This window comes from Solibacillus sp. iso_87, from assembly GCF_056173085.1.
Window position 1 is genome coordinate 2,198,517 of the sequence record NZ_CM149656.1, and the last position, 14,249, is coordinate 2,212,765.

13 protein-coding genes and 2 pseudogenes are annotated in these 14,249 nt (G+C 38.9%); 2 read left to right on the forward strand and 13 right to left on the reverse strand.

Annotated features, from left to right (window positions below):
* The first annotated feature begins 221 nt into the window (after positions 1-221).
* Positions 222-713: a histone acetyltransferase gene (locus tag AC0VXV_RS11035; protein WP_475528204.1), complete on the forward strand. Its 492-nt coding sequence runs from the start codon at positions 222-224 to the stop codon at positions 711-713.
* A 56-nt stretch (positions 714-769) separates the two neighbouring features.
* Here the strand turns inward: AC0VXV_RS11035 and AC0VXV_RS11040 are convergent, their stop codons facing one another.
* The 12 genes from AC0VXV_RS11040 to AC0VXV_RS11095 all read right to left on the reverse strand — a co-directional run bounded on the left by AC0VXV_RS11040 (position 770) and on the right by AC0VXV_RS11095 (position 13,053).
* Positions 770-2,569, reverse strand: a complete 1,800-nt coding sequence (locus AC0VXV_RS11040; RefSeq protein WP_475528205.1) for a S9 family peptidase — start codon at positions 2,567-2,569, stop codon at positions 770-772.
* A 192-nt stretch (positions 2,570-2,761) separates the two neighbouring features.
* Positions 2,762-2,956 (reverse strand): hypothetical protein, encoded by a 195-nt coding sequence (locus AC0VXV_RS11045; RefSeq protein ID WP_475528206.1) that lies wholly within the window; start codon positions 2,954-2,956, stop codon positions 2,762-2,764.
* A gap of 21 nt (positions 2,957-2,977) precedes the next feature.
* Entirely contained in the window at positions 2,978-3,793 is an 816-nt protein-coding gene (locus tag AC0VXV_RS11050; RefSeq protein WP_475528207.1) for an ABC transporter ATP-binding protein, read from the reverse strand.
* The gene (locus AC0VXV_RS11055) at positions 3,794-4,663 is read right to left on the reverse strand and encodes an ABC transporter ATP-binding protein (protein ID WP_475528208.1); all 870 of its coding nucleotides are present in this window, start codon (positions 4,661-4,663) and stop codon (positions 3,794-3,796) included.
* A 9-nt stretch (positions 4,664-4,672) separates the two neighbouring features.
* The gene (locus AC0VXV_RS11060) at positions 4,673-5,476 is read right to left on the reverse strand and encodes an ABC transporter permease (protein ID WP_475528209.1); all 804 of its coding nucleotides are present in this window, start codon (positions 5,474-5,476) and stop codon (positions 4,673-4,675) included.
* The gene (locus AC0VXV_RS11065) at positions 5,473-6,414 is read right to left on the reverse strand and encodes an ABC transporter permease (protein WP_475528210.1); all 942 of its coding nucleotides are present in this window, start codon (positions 6,412-6,414) and stop codon (positions 5,473-5,475) included. The genes AC0VXV_RS11060 and AC0VXV_RS11065 overlap by 4 nt, the downstream gene beginning before the upstream one ends.
* Before the next feature lie 58 nt (positions 6,415-6,472).
* Positions 6,473-8,065: a nickel ABC transporter substrate-binding protein gene (gene nikA, locus AC0VXV_RS11070; protein ID WP_475528211.1), complete on the reverse strand. Its 1,593-nt coding sequence runs from the start codon at positions 8,063-8,065 to the stop codon at positions 6,473-6,475.
* Between the two features lie 21 nt (positions 8,066-8,086).
* Positions 8,087-9,280, reverse strand: coding sequence for a staphylopine family metallophore export MFS transporter CntE (gene cntE / locus AC0VXV_RS11075; protein WP_475528212.1), 1,194 nt, complete (start codon positions 9,278-9,280; stop codon positions 8,087-8,089).
* A gap of 932 nt (positions 9,281-10,212) precedes the next feature.
* On the reverse strand, positions 10,213-10,785 hold the full coding sequence (locus AC0VXV_RS11080; protein ID WP_475528213.1) for a class I SAM-dependent methyltransferase: 573 nt from the start codon (positions 10,783-10,785) through the stop codon (positions 10,213-10,215).
* Positions 10,786-10,799: 14 nt separating this feature from the next.
* The gene (locus AC0VXV_RS11085) at positions 10,800-11,720 is read right to left on the reverse strand and encodes an NAD(P)/FAD-dependent oxidoreductase (protein WP_475528214.1); all 921 of its coding nucleotides are present in this window, start codon (positions 11,718-11,720) and stop codon (positions 10,800-10,802) included.
* A 30-nt stretch (positions 11,721-11,750) separates the two neighbouring features.
* Positions 11,751-12,152, reverse strand: a complete 402-nt coding sequence (locus AC0VXV_RS11090) for an RrF2 family transcriptional regulator (protein ID WP_475528215.1) — start codon at positions 12,150-12,152, stop codon at positions 11,751-11,753.
* 334 nt (positions 12,153-12,486) lie between these two features.
* Positions 12,487-13,053 carry a copper resistance protein CopC gene (locus AC0VXV_RS11095; protein WP_475528216.1) on the reverse strand — a complete coding sequence of 189 codons (567 nt, stop codon included), beginning with the start codon at positions 13,051-13,053 and terminating at the stop codon, positions 12,487-12,489.
* 434 nt (positions 13,054-13,487) lie between these two features.
* Between AC0VXV_RS11095 and AC0VXV_RS11100 the strand changes: the two are divergent.
* A pseudogene (locus tag AC0VXV_RS11100) lies at positions 13,488-13,847 on the forward strand (EamA family transporter); the annotation flags it as partial.
* On the opposite strand, the pseudogene AC0VXV_RS11105 reads toward AC0VXV_RS11100, so the two are convergent.
* A pseudogene (locus AC0VXV_RS11105) lies at positions 13,769-14,220 on the reverse strand (DMT family transporter); the annotation flags it as partial. The pseudogenes AC0VXV_RS11100 and AC0VXV_RS11105 overlap by 79 nt on opposite strands.
* Positions 14,221-14,249: the final 29 nt, after the last annotated feature.

The following is a 14,249-nucleotide window of genomic DNA, read 5'->3' on the forward strand; positions in this document are numbered from 1 at the left end:
TTTTATTACCAATAATGTTTGAAGATATCTTTTAATTTAGAGGATTTAATTGAAAAATCTAGAAATAAGTTAAGGTGTACATTTAAAAGTTAGGTGGTAATTGTGATGATAGAGAATTTAAAAGAGCATTTACAGCAATTAGAGGAAAGTCATACCGGGTTAGAAGTAAGAACTAATTTTATTAGTAGTTCATCAACAGAGAATTTGAATGTTTCTAAATTATGAGAAGGTGGATATGGGTAATCTTACTCGGTGGCATTCTATTCGGTTGGTTTATCTTTGATAGTTGGCAAGAATATAGCAGAGATGCCCTTATAGGAAAAGCTTTGAGTAGTAACATTGAAAATATTTCAGTAAGAGATCCCAAATCAAATGAAGAAATTTTAACATTTACGAAATCGGATCCTGCTTTCACTCTTATGGTTGAAATTTATAGGTTCCCCTATGTACAGTTGGAACCGCCAGATAATAAAATATTTAAAGAAGAGCCATTGCTCGAAATTGAATATTTACAAGAAAACGAAGTCAAGTATGTAGTGAGGGTCCATCAATTTGATACTAAGCCAACAATAGAACAGCAATTAGATGACAGTTACATGTATTCACCAGAAAATAACGATAAAGTGTATCTTTTTGGAGTGAAAGGCAATGATCAGTTAGTAGAAGTGAATGACGGGTTAAAAACTCTAATGGATATAATTACTTCAAAGTAAAAAACAGCGACAATCATTCTTGTATAATAATTGTCGCTTATTTTATATAGTAAAAGTTATGCTTTCACTTTAGACTCTACAAATTGGCTAAAGAATGAAAGGATTTTTTGGTAAACCGCAATTTCATTTTCTTTTTTAGAGAAACCATGTCCCTCATCTTCAAGAAGCATGTATTCGACTTCACGGCCTTTATCTTTCAGCGCCTGCACAATTTGATCCGACTCTTCTTTCACAACGCGTGGATCATTTGCTCCTTGGATAACGAGCATTGGTTTTGTCATTGTATCTAAATACGTAATCGGAGAATATTCGATAAACTTTTCTTTGTCTCTTTCCGGATTTCCTACCCATTGATCCATCATCGGTTTCCAATCTTCCGGAACTGAATTGACAAATGAAAACAAATCAGACGGTCCAAAGATATCAACTACCGCTTTGAAATATTCCGCATGGCGTCCGTGAAGCAGTAAGGCCATATAGCCGCCATAGCTTCCACCCATCAATAAAATATTGCCCTTTTCCGCATAGCCGTTTTCAATTAGCCAATCGAGACCTGCGACATTATCAAGACGCGGACCGTACCCCCAATCTCCGTCTACCATTTTCATGAAAGCTAATCCATAACCCGTTGATCCACGGAAGTTTGGCGCAAATATACTATAGCCATTATTTAAAAAGAATTGGAACGAAGCTCTAAAGAATTTACGCTCTGCAGCTTGCGGACCCCCATGTGGCCAAAAAATAATTTCACCATTGTCATTGTCCTTATTTGCTTTGAAGAATAAAGATTCAATTTCCAGCCCATCAAAAGAAGTATACGTAATAACTTCAGGCTCCACTAATTCACTTTGGTCGACACCCGGAACTGTATATTGAGTAATAGAAGTCCATTCATTCTCTGTGAATCGGTAAATATTATCCGGTTTAGTAGCAGTACCGCCTAACATATATAAATTCCCTGTCTTCGTGACAACTAACTTATCGATAATACTACATGGCGTTTGTATTTTGTCCCACTCATCTGAGCCCAAATTGTACATGTACACAGTATCTTCTACACCTTTTTCACTAACAATATATAAGCGCTGTTTGTGTTGGTCATATTTCAGAGTAGTGAAGCTTTCATTCTCTATATTTTTTACTTTAGTAAATTCATCTGTTTCTAAATTATACGAAGCTAAGTATGTAAAATCTGCGTTGTAGTCCGTTAAAAAATAAATAAGATCATTTGTCGCGAAGCATGCATCACTAACCGTGTGCTGAGAATCGGTAGACGGAGTCAGCAATATATCGACGTTCCCCCGTTTTGCATACAACAGTGAGTGCGTATTTGAATATCCCATCATATAAAGGAGCGTTTCCTCATCCTGGCTTAAACCAACTGTTAACATAGGTGTCGTTTTTCCCTCTAAAACTAATTCTTCAGACCCTGTTTCAAAGTCATATTTATAGGTATTCAAGAAAGAAGGATTTCCTTTTGAAGAAGTGTAATAAAGCTTTTTTCCGTCTTCTGAAAGAATCATGCCAGTATTGCGTGTTCCTTCTTCATTAATAATTGGTTGTAATGTACCTCCATGAATAGGCAACCCGTAAAATTGTGTATTTTCATTGCCATCGTCATCAAAACCTGCAAGGATGAATCGTCCTTGTTTGTCATATAAAAGACCATGACAGCTCTGATTAATGAATGTCAGCTGCGTCGGGAATGTACTTGGCAGATTCATTGCCCATAAATTATACTTTCCGCTTAAATTTGTGCTGAAAACAAGTTGGTTTTCATCTGGACTTACCGCAAAATCTCCTATTGAAAATGTCCTTAAAAATTGCTCTGCTCCTGGTTTAGGAAATGAAACCATTTTGTATACTCCCCCTTAATAATAGAAAACTGAATTATTACTAAATTACCATAAATAAACTATTTTAGAAACAAATAAGTAATTTATTAGAAAATCGTATGTATTAATCCCTAATTACCTACTAAAAAAGCATACCCGCATAATGCGAAGTTTGCTCTTTGAATAGTTAACCATTTATTTAAAATTCACAATTCAAGGTAATGTTTGTTCACCAAAATCCGTTATCGATAATAAATAATTTTCCATTTGCCATTTCGCCATTGTGCCTGTTTGTTCAGTATCGACATGTAAATAACCATAATCTTTTGGTACTGGAAGCATGTTTGTTTCTAAAAATCCGACCGTTTCTTTCGCTGTGACTAAGCTTTCTTCGGTTTTTTCCGTCAATCAACGGGGGCTCAGCATCCTTTATGAAATTTGCTCCACTAATTGCGGCTCTAAATAATTGTGGACACAGTCGATGCGAAGCTGTGCAGCAAGTAATGCTTTACTTGCTTTATGCTGGAAGTCTTGGAGCTTATCAACCGCTCCAGTTTCTACAATTTCGCCTTGGTGCATAATAGCAATTTCGTCGGCGAATAGCTTAACTGCATGTAAATCATGTGTAATGAAAAAGTAGGTCAGTTTCAATTCACTTTGCAGGCGCTTTAGCAGTTTTAATATGCTAATTTGTACGAGTACATCTAAGCTGTTAATCGATTCATCTAAGACGATGAGCTTCGGCTTTGTTGAAATCGCTCTGGCAATTGTAATGCGTTGGAGCTGACCGCCACTAAACTGGTGCGGATACTTCAGCAGATCGTCACGGTTCAAGCCTACAAGCTCGAGCAGTTCACCAACCCTCGCTTCAATGGCTTCCTTCGATATCTTTTCATGCACACACATCGGCTCAGCAATTATGTCTCGAATCTTCATTTTGGGATTCACTGCACTATGGCAATCCTGAAAAACAACCTGTAGTGCATGCTGTAATAAGCGCTGCTCCGACTTTGTTGCATGATGCACGTTAATCCCTTCAAAATAAATCGTCCCGCTATCAGGTTTTTCGATTCCGAGTAGCATTTTACCAAGTGTACTTTTACCAGAGCCGCTTTGCCCAAGTAGTCCGAGGCACGTCCCCTCTGGAATCGTAAGGGACACGTTGCGAACGGCATCGATTTGCTTTGTCTTTTTTAAAAACTGTTTTTGTACGTAACTTTTTGACACACAATTAATCGTGATCATCTATACTGTTGCCTCCATTCGTACCCAGTGTCCTGCATCATAGAGCATGAGTTCACCTGTAATTTCACCGTCATAATGCCCATCTAGCTCTTCTAGTGGCAAGTGCTCATCACGTGCAGCAACAAGCATTTTTGTATAAGGGTGAACCGGATGCAGCAAAATGTGCGACGTCGGTCCCTTTTCCACAATAACCCCGTGGCGCATTACAATGATTTCAGTAGCGATATTCGCAATGACACCTAAATCGTGCGACACAAGCAACATGCTCATTTGTTGCTCGACAAGCAGCTGCTTTAATTGTTTTAATATTTCAAGCTGCGTCGTCGTGTCAAGGGCGGTTGTTGGTTCATCCGCTAATAGCAGCGATGGCTTTAAGCATGCTGTCATAGCAATCATGACGCGTTGTAGCATTCCACCACTTAGTTCATGCGGGTACTTTTTTAAAATCGTAGGATCTATAAGCTGAAAGGCTGCGAGTTGCTCCGCTGCCTGTTTAAGTGCATCCTTTTTAGAAATCGTCCGGTGCGCCTGAATTGTTTCAACAAAATGCTGGCCAATCGTTACAATCGGATTAAATAAAGACATCGGATTTTGCATAATGAGACCGATTTCCTGGCCACGTACGGTACGCAGCTCTTGCTCCGTCATTGAAACGACAGAGTTGCCTTTAAACAAGATATCACCCGAAATGGTACGTTTATTGCGGAATAGCTGCAAAATCGATGTACATAACACCGATTTGCCACTACCGCTTTCACCGATCACGCCGATGACTTGCCCTTGCTTAATCGTAAAATGAATGTCATGCAACACCGGAATATCCTTTCCTCCGTTGTGCAGCGTGACATGTAAATGGTTAATTGTTAACATAAAAGCCTCCTACACCGTTTTCGGGTCGAGCGCATCACGAAGCGCGTCGCCAAACGCATTAAAAATAAGCACTGTGAGCGTAATCATGACTCCTGGAATTAGCATCATCTCTGGCTTTGTCATTAAATACGTTTTACTTTCACTAATCATCATGCCCCATTCCGCAGTTGGTGCTGTGACACCAAGGCCTAAAAATGACAGTTCTGAAATCATTAATATTGTTGAGCCGAGCCCGATTAATTTTAAAAGAAACATTTGTGGGAAAACGAACGGTAAAATATGTCGCACAATCATGCGTCCCTTTGATACACCGCATATTTTTGCATACGTAACATAGTCTGCATTCTTTAATATTACGACCATATTTCGAATGATGCGCGCAAAGCCGACCCATGATACGAAGACGATGGCAATAAGTAAATTTGTAATGCCCCCTCCGAGCGCACCAACGATGACAATTGCAAAAATGAAATTTGGAATAGCAAGCAAAATATCGCAAATTCTCATCAGTACTAAATCGATCGAGCCGCCAATAAAGCCGGCCAGCATACCTACAAGCATACTAATGACAATTGTTGAAGCGAGCACGATTAACGCAATTGTTAATGATACTTGTGTTCCTTCAATTAAGCGCGATAAAATACAGCGCCCCAAATGATCCGTGCCCAGCGGATATTGCCCCGAAAATCCTTGGAGCTTGTTGGCTACATTTGGCTCATGTGGATCATTCGGCATGAGCCATTTTGCAAAAATAGCTACAAAGCACAGAACTCCTACAAGAAAGCTGCTCATATAAAGCGACCATTTTTTCATTTTAGCTCCTCCTTTAAGCGCACACGTGGATTAATCCACGCACAAAGCATATCCGCAATGAAATTAACAACGATATAAAAGAAGCCAATGACAAAAATAAATGCTTGCAGTACGTAGTAATCACGAGCCGTTATCGCCTCAACAATAAAGCTACCGACACCTGGAATGTTAAACACAATTTCAACAATTGCCGAGCCACCAAGCAATATGCCGATTGTCATTGCAAGTGATGTAATCAGCGGGATGAGTGTCCCTTTAAAAATATGGCGGCGAATAATAACTGTTTCGCTCACGCCACGTGCTCTTGCAAACGTCACGTACGGCTGCTCGAGCTGCTCAATCATATTGGAACGGATGAGTCGAATATAGTAAGGGATGACACCAATCGCGAGTGTAATTGCTGGTAAAATTATCGTATCGACGCTGCCCCAGCCCATGAGTGGTAGTAAATCAAGCTTTAGCGCAATCGTATAAAGTAAAACGAATGCGAGCCAAAAGCTTGGCATCGATGCAAGAGAGAAAATTGTTAGGCGCGTTACCTTATCAAATAACGAATCCTTTTTTATCGCGCTCAATATCCCAAATGGTACAGCCACGCTAATAATCAGAATAATAGCTGAGATTGACAATTCAATCGTCACAATAAAGCGGCTCAGTAAATCGTCAACAACTGGATTTTTTGTTAAAAAGGACGTGCCAAAATCTAACTGCATAGCCCCCGTTAGCCAGCTCACATATTGTGTCAGCATAGGCTTATGAAGTCCATGCTGCTCGCGTAATGTTTGTAATGTTTCTTCAGTTATTGGGATATTGTTCGCATTATGGTATGCCTCAATTGGATCGACTGGCATAATACGTACAAGGAAAAACGCAATGATAGTAATGCCGAAAAGCGCTAATAGCATACTCATTAGTCGTTTGATTACATACTGTCCCATACATTCACTTCTTTTCATATAAAATTCATGCCACCGAGGTGGTATTTTGTCGAACACCTTATTTCATTTCAAAAGCGCTAAATGGTACTTCGTATTGTTGAGGCGAGAAGTCTACAGTTTTAAATACATCATTTGCAACTAAATAGTTTTGACGGTACGAAATCGGAATGAACATCGCCTCTTGCTGAATGGCTGCTAAAATACTTTTATATAATTCACGACGCTCTTCCTCATCCGTTGAACGAATAACACGTGAAATTTCATCCTCAAGCTTTTCCTTTGAAGCTGTACCAATTAAGGCGTAGTTACCAATTTGTTTTTCGCCTAGCATCGTACGAATATACATATGTGGATCGTACGGCGCCCCCCACGTATCGTTAAAAGTAAAGTCGAAATCACCGTCCTTTAATCTCCCGTATAAAATTTGACTTTCCTCACCTGTAAGCTGAATCTCGACACCTGACTTTCTCCACTCGCCTTGCATATATTCCGCAATGGACTTTTGTACCTGGTCCTCGCTATTAAAGGCAAATGTTACGGATAATGGCTTGCCTTCTTTCATGCGAATGCCCGTTTTGTCATCAAGCTTCCAGCCGGCTTCCTCTAAAATTTGTACCGCCTTCTCGACATTGTATGAATACGCTGATACATCTAGCTCACTATATGGGAAGCCTGGTGAAAATAGCGTAGACGCCGGCACCTCTAAATCATTTAGCACGTGCTTAACAATTGTTTTACGATCTAATAAATATTGAAATGCCTCGCGTACTTTTGGATCATTTGTCACATCGCCAGTCGTATTAATGGCGATTAATCGCGTCGATAATGGCTCTGATACCTTTGTGACATAGTTGCCTTGATCAGCTAACGTTTTAAACTCTGCTGGAGCAAGTTGACCGCTTCCGAAAATTAAATCTATATCGCCCTTCTCAAGTGTCATCATTCGGCTTTGGGAATCGCCTATCACTTTGACAATCACCTTTTCAAGGGTTGGCTTTTCGCCCCAATATTCCTCATTACGCGTAAACTCTGCATAATTATCCTTTTCATACAATGTTAAAACCCATGGACCTGTACCAATCGCCTTTTCAATGCCATCCTTTGTCGAGCCGCTATCTGGAAAGCCCGCATCGCCAAGTATACGCAGTGGACGAATTAATGAAAGCTCCTGTAGGAACGGATAATACGCATCCTTTAAATGCACAGCCACTTTTTTGTCATCAACAACTTCAACCGAATTAATAATCGCTACAACCTCTAACCAACTATGTGCATCTATATTTTCGATAACTGTATCGAAATTACGCTTTACGTTTTCAGCTGTTAATGCTGAACCGTCCGAAAATTTTACACCTTCACGTAATGTAAATGTGTACGTCTTGCCGTCCTCAGACATCTTCCAAGATTGCGCTAAGCCTGGTTCAATCGAGCCGTCATTTTTATAGACAACAAGCGGATCATACAGCATCGCTTGTGCGAACATTTCATTTGGCGAATACATATGTGGATTAATCTCACCTATATCCTTTGGCCAAGACATCACTAACATGTTTTTATCATTCGCATCTGCATTAGATGTCTCTTTCTCGTTACATGCCGTTAAAGCGAACATCGCCACTAACGTCATAAGCAATAATGCTATTCGTTTCATTTTTTTCCTCCGTTTTGTAAGTTAGCTCATCGAAGCTTTGTTCATTTTGGGCTTTGTTTGTGGTGCAAAAAAATTATACGTAATCGCAAGCGCCCCTAAAAGTGAACATGCTATAAACATCATCTCGTACGACATAAACTGTACGACGAACCCCATTAAAAAGCCGCCAAGCGAAAAGCCTAAATCGTACGACGCTAAAAATAACCCAAGTAGAATATGTCTTTGCTCATCTGGTACAACGAAGGATATGTATGTTGTTAGCGTTGGGTAAAGCATAGCCGTCGCAATTCCGTTAAACACCGCACTTACATACACAAGCAACGTAACATCTGAAAATACCGCAAGCATTGTCGTTCCCACTACAGAACTTAAAAGCACAAGGGAAATAAACTTCGGATGCCACTGTCCATCTGATGGAATATATTTGCGGAAGAAAAAGCGGCTTCCAACTACGACAATAGCCTGTAAAAATAAATAAGCGGCTGCATTCCCCGTATTTGTCGTCACTAAAAATAGTGGTAAAAATGCTGATAATGCACCGAAAATAGAAGCGCCAAAAAGCATAATAAATGAGGATTTTATGAGCCCCTCATTGCTACGTGCTACCTTTACCGCCCCAAGCATTTCCCTAAGTGTAAAGGACGCCTTGTCTCTTTTTGTTTTCGGCAATGGTGTTTTAATGAAAAATAATAGCGGTAATAACGCAAGCGCAGCAATTAGGAAATATAGCCACGTTAAATCGCCCTGTATCCAAAGCGCAATTGCAAGCGCTGGCCCGTATAAACCTGGGAGAACAGTTGATAACGAATACATCGCCATCCCTTGCCCACGGTCCTTATCATCCAAAACTTCTGCAACTCCAATTTGCATCGCCATCGAGAAGAACGCCGTCACGACCCCTTGTAAGACGCGTACCGCATACAAGCTATCGACACCAATCCATACGTAAAGCAGTAGTGCTAGTGCATGCCCAACGAGTAGCCATTTCATAATCGTAAAGACGCTATGCTTTGCGACCATTTGTCCTGCCCACGGACGCAAAATCATACAAACAAACATATACATCCCCATCATGATGCCGATTTCAGCTTCTGGCATGCCATTAGCTGAAGCCTGTAGCGGGAAAATAACAGTTAATACCGAATTCGCTGTGAAATAAAACATTGCCAAGCCATACATTTGTAGCATGCTGATTGATAAAGGACTTCGTTTCATTTTTTCCTCCTCATACCTATTCTTATAAAGCGAAATTATTACTATTTAAAAAAGGTGAAAAAAATTTGCTTGCTCCAATATAAGGCGACGAGCAATGTCTTCATTACAATTTCTATTCATCGATAATAGTAATCATTACTATTTAGATGTTAGCATAATAATTTTTCACATGTCAAATAGAAAATGTAAAGATATTGAATTTCAAGTAGCAAAATATTCAAAAATTAATCTTTTGAAACTTAAATATCCCGCGTCCAATGGAATATCGGGGAGATTTAGAATTTAATAGCGCAGGTTGCCTGTTTTAATATGAAATCGTAATCAGCGTTCGTCATTATAGGACCAAATTGTTGGTGCGAAATGTACCTGATTAAAATGAAATGTAATCACATAATTTTGGTGAAGGTCGGGTAGTTTTTAGGATTCTAAAACTGAAGGGTTATGTCGGAAAAGTCGAATGAGAAGTAACGTTCTGAAAAGCTTCACCTTCGTCGAATAGCACGCTGTTTAGAAAGAAAAAGCTGCTATAAGCTCGGCTAATAGGCGCGAGAATTTACCGTAGCAGTCCGGATGACGAAATCCTACCCGATGGGGTGGTGTAAATCATAGTGCTTGGGTTGAACAAATATGGTGAGAATGCATTTAGAAAGAACAATAAACTATATTGCTGACGAACTTCTAAATATACGGGTCACGGGTCTACACTGGAAATACATAGAAATGTGCATGGGAAGAGGACACAATCCTTTTTCAAGAAGGTATTGCGCCCGATTGTAGAAGATCTTTTTCTCTTGAATAGTATATTTGTCCTGTGCAGCACTTTACTTTGTTTTGTTAGTATTGCTTCTTAAACACAAGCACACCTTCAGCTTAATTTCAATTAGATACTTTAGAGTTACTTAATGTCTTTAATTATGCAGAAATGTAATCCTTTAATCCGTCTTCTGCGAAACGAGAATGTATAAAGATTTCGTTGGGAAAAATTTCTCTGTCACCTGAAATCCGGCTTCTAACATTTCCTGCTCCATTCCTTCCAGTGTAATTCTCGGTGCTTTCACGGAACTTCCTTTTGGTTGTAGTTCAAGACAGATTAAATAGCCTTCTTTTTTTAGAACTTTTTTCATTTGATGTAACAGTGGTGCCAGGGGCTGTATTTCATGCAGTACCAGAGAAGCAATTATCAAATCGATAGAGCCATCAGGTAAAGGAAGTTCCTCCATGCTTCCCTGAACCAGAACAATATTCATGAGCTTTTCCTTCAAGGCTTTCTCATTTAGTATTTCCAGCATGGAAGGGTCGATATCCAGCGCATATACATTGCCTTTGATCCTTTTCGCCGCAGGGATGGATAAATAACCGGTACCTGCGCCAAAGTCCAACAAGCTGTCCGTTTCATTTAAAGGAATCATATTTAGCAGCTGTTCCGGGGAGAATTCTTTTCTTCGTTGGGGACTTTCCAAGTACGATACTTTGCCTTTACTGTTCTTGCCATTCGGGTGATGCATATATCCTCCTTTTTTTAAGCGTGCTGTTTATCCTGGTTAAATTTCTCTTCTATTAGTGCTGCATTCACAGACATGGCAGCCATAGAGCCCTCTGCTGCTGCAACAATTAATTGGGAGGGACCGGCAATTCGCGTATCTCCGCAAGCAAATACCCCTTCTGTATTCGTTCGTTGCCAGCTGTCGGTTTCAATTCCGCCATGCTCGTTTAATGTATATTTAAGTGTAGAATCAAAAGAAGCAGCCTGTTTCCATTCCGCAGTTATAAACCCTCCTTCACGGAGCACTGCCGTACCATCTTCAAGTTGGATTTTATTCAGCATCCCATCTTCTCCAATGAAAGTGGCAATCTTCTTTTCATTTATCCTGATTTGGTAGCTTTTGAGCAATTCTTGTTCTTCCAAAGAAAGTATCTTATTGCCATTGGTAAAAATAATTAAATCGTTCGTCCAATTGGATACCATTTTCGCCATATGAAACGCCCTTTGATCATTTGCAATCACTGCCAGCGGACGATCTCTTAATTCCCAGCCATCACAGAAAGGACAGCTGAACAGGCTCTTTCCATAGAACTCTTTCACCCGCGGGATATCTGGAAGGACTTCCTTAAAGCCAGTTGCGAGAATGATTTTTTTCGCACTGTATACTTCCCCATTTTCTGTCTCCACCTGGAACAAGGCGTTTTTTTTATTAATACGATGCACCCGTTGCTTTTCGATTCTCACGTCAGGGTACTTTCTTATTTCTACATGGGCAACCCTTTTGAATTCCTGAGGATCAATACCGTCCCTCGTGATAAATCCATGAGATTCTGAAACAACCGCATTTCTCGGTTTGTTGTCATCAAACAAGATAGTTTCACGTCTTGACCTTCCAAGAACTAATGCAGCATTAAGCCCAGCTGGCCCTCCGCCAATCACAGCGCAGTCTAATATCATCTTGTCCACTCCTTTAATTTTACCTTATTGTTATTTCTGTTTGGATTCTGCCTCTTTAGCAATATTGATCAAAAGCTTTGATTTCAGTTCAGCTTTCATATTTTCCTCTGCCTGCCTCATTACGTTTTCAATCAAGCAGCCTTCATGATGTATGGAGCAGTCGAATAAGCTAGTATCTCCTTCAGTCGCATGAATAACATCTAAAAAGGATATTTCATGTTTTTTTCTGGAGATTTTATAGCCCCCCTTCGCACCAGGCGTCGACTCAATTAAACCTGCTTTCGCAAGTTTGGTTAATATCTTAGAAAGGTAAGTCGGGGAAAGATGCTGCATTTCGGCTAATTCCTGCACTCCCACCGAATTGTCCCCTGGCTGCAGCATTAAATGGACCATTGTATGCAAGGCGTAGTTTGTCGCGTTTGAATACCTCATACTTAACCTCCTCGTTAAAATAGATATTAAAGACTCTTTATATCTTTAATAAAAATGAGTCTATCACTAGATGTGAATGAAGTCAACACTTCGACTAAACTGCTTGTTGCTTTAATTCATTTTTAAAATAGTCATCCAACACTGAAGATTTTTGTTATGTAGTATGTGTATACTACGCAATACAAGAGTTACTCCATAATCCTGGCCCTATAATTGTAGAAAGTACTTTTCTATTCTAGAAAAGCGCCCATTTGTTATATAAGAGACTGAGTCTAAATTGATTTTGGTACAAAAAAGCCGTAGTTTATTCATCCACATAAACTACGACTTTCCTTTATTTTTTTCTACGAGATAATACAGCGACTACTACGATTAAAATGAGTGCAATAAATCCAATAACAGTCCAAGTCATAGAAGATGATGCTTTCGTTTCTTCTTCTTGATTTGTTTCTTGAGAACCTACTTGTTCTTCATTTGACACTGTTTCTTCTACAACTTCATTTTCATCTGTTTGAGACGGTTCCTCTTCGACTTCAGGTACTTCATCAATATTCACTGTAAAAGTATAATCACCTGTTAAAGGGTGGCCATCTGCACTGATAATTGCCCAATCTACCTTGTATTCATCATTCGGGAGTGGATTTGCAAGTGTACCGATTAATTGTTTGTCGCCAACTACAATTTCCGATATTTCAATTAGATCACCACTTGAAGCATAAATCTTCATAAGGCTGCCTTGTTCAATAGCATCTTCAAAATTTAGCACTACCTCTGTTAAAGCTCCTGTTACTACTTCACCATCTGCAGGAATCGTTTCACCAATATGTGAATGGGCAAATGCATATGTATTTAGACTAAATGTAAATAAAATAGCTGTTATGGCCGTTATGAATTTTTTCATTAAAATTTTTCCTCCCTATTAAAAATTTATTATCTCATGACCTTCTACATTATATAAAGGCTTGTCGCATATATCAATTGTCCCATCCTATCGTCATTCAATATTAATCCTAAATGTTAACATCCTGTGAATACTTACTTTGCTATTAGAATAAATGTACTTTTTGATCCCAATTTCCACATAAAAATTTATTTAATTATATGGCTCCTGGGAAGGGTGGTATCAAATCTAACGATTAAGAACTTTAAGCACAAAGATTTCCAAATACAATTTTAAAAACACAGTTAATAATATGAACAAAATAAAAAAGAGCTGTTTTATCATCGTTGTCAAATCAATATTTATGATGTACCAACAATCCTTCTTCCTTAACGGCAGAAGAGTTTTTCTCCGTTAAGGACATAGATTTCTATGATAAACGGAGGAAAAAAAACATGAATAATAAAATATTAGGCGCCTTATTTTTATCACTCGCTGCGAATATTTGGGGTGCAATGTATGTTGTAGTAAAAGTAGTTGTTGAAGTTGTTCCACCTATAGAGCTAGTATGGATGCGTTACTTAATCGCAGTAATTACACTTGCAGTTACTGGTTTTAGCATGAAACAATCATGGCGTATTGCTAAAAAAGATTGGCTAATTATTTTCTTTGTCGGTCTCGTTGGTAATACAATATCTATTGTTACCCAAGAAATGGGTACAATGCTTTCTACTGCTCAAATGGGTGCTATAATTACTTCCACTACACCGGCCTTTATGGTCTTATTTATGACGATAAAAACACCACTAAAAATTAAAATTGTACCTAACCAAAATGTAATTCCAATTGTTTCACCTAACAATAACCAACCTAGAAATGTTCCGACAATCGGTTGGAAGAAAAAGAACAAGGGCATTCATCAATTGTAAACCTTTATTCCACAAGAAAAAACCACCAGCAGTTGATACAATACCTAAGTATAATAATCCCCCTGAAATTGTAGGTTGCGAAACACTAGATAAATCTAGATCATTTAATCTTGGAAGTACCAATGGTGTCAATAAAATACATCAACCATAGATGAATAAGTAGTAATTACAATTTGTGAATATTGTGTTGGAATTTTTTAAATAAAACGGACATTAATGCCCAAGTTAACGCAGCAATCAATAAATAGAAGCCACCTAATAGTAAAAAGTTTCACAATTGACCATCAT

Coding starts and splice junctions, on each gene's coding strand:
- AC0VXV_RS11035 (WP_475528204.1), top strand. CDS start 222: ATGAGAAGGTGGATATGGGTAATCTTACTCGGTGGCATTCTATTCGGT.
- AC0VXV_RS11040 (WP_475528205.1), bottom strand. CDS start 2,569: ATGGTTTCATTTCCTAAACCAGGAGCAGAGCAATTTTTAAGGACATTT.
- AC0VXV_RS11050 (WP_475528207.1), bottom strand. CDS start 3,793: ATGATCACGATTAATTGTGTGTCAAAAAGTTACGTACAAAAACAGTTT.
- AC0VXV_RS11055 (WP_475528208.1), bottom strand. CDS start 4,663: ATGTTAACAATTAACCATTTACATGTCACGCTGCACAACGGAGGAAAG.
- AC0VXV_RS11060 (WP_475528209.1), bottom strand. CDS start 5,476: ATGAAAAAATGGTCGCTTTATATGAGCAGCTTTCTTGTAGGAGTTCTG.
- AC0VXV_RS11065 (WP_475528210.1), bottom strand. CDS start 6,414: ATGGGACAGTATGTAATCAAACGACTAATGAGTATGCTATTAGCGCTT.
- nikA (WP_475528211.1), bottom strand. CDS start 8,065: ATGAAACGAATAGCATTATTGCTTATGACGTTAGTGGCGATGTTCGCT.
- cntE (WP_475528212.1), bottom strand. CDS start 9,280: ATGAAACGAAGTCCTTTATCAATCAGCATGCTACAAATGTATGGCTTG.
- AC0VXV_RS11080 (WP_475528213.1), bottom strand. CDS start 10,785: ATGCATCACCCGAATGGCAAGAACAGTAAAGGCAAAGTATCGTACTTG.
- AC0VXV_RS11085 (WP_475528214.1), bottom strand. CDS start 11,720: ATGATATTAGACTGCGCTGTGATTGGCGGAGGGCCAGCTGGGCTTAAT.
- AC0VXV_RS11090 (WP_475528215.1), bottom strand. CDS start 12,152: ATGAGGTATTCAAACGCGACAAACTACGCCTTGCATACAATGGTCCAT.
- AC0VXV_RS11095 (WP_475528216.1), bottom strand. CDS start 13,053: ATGAAAAAATTCATAACGGCCATAACAGCTATTTTATTTACATTTAGT.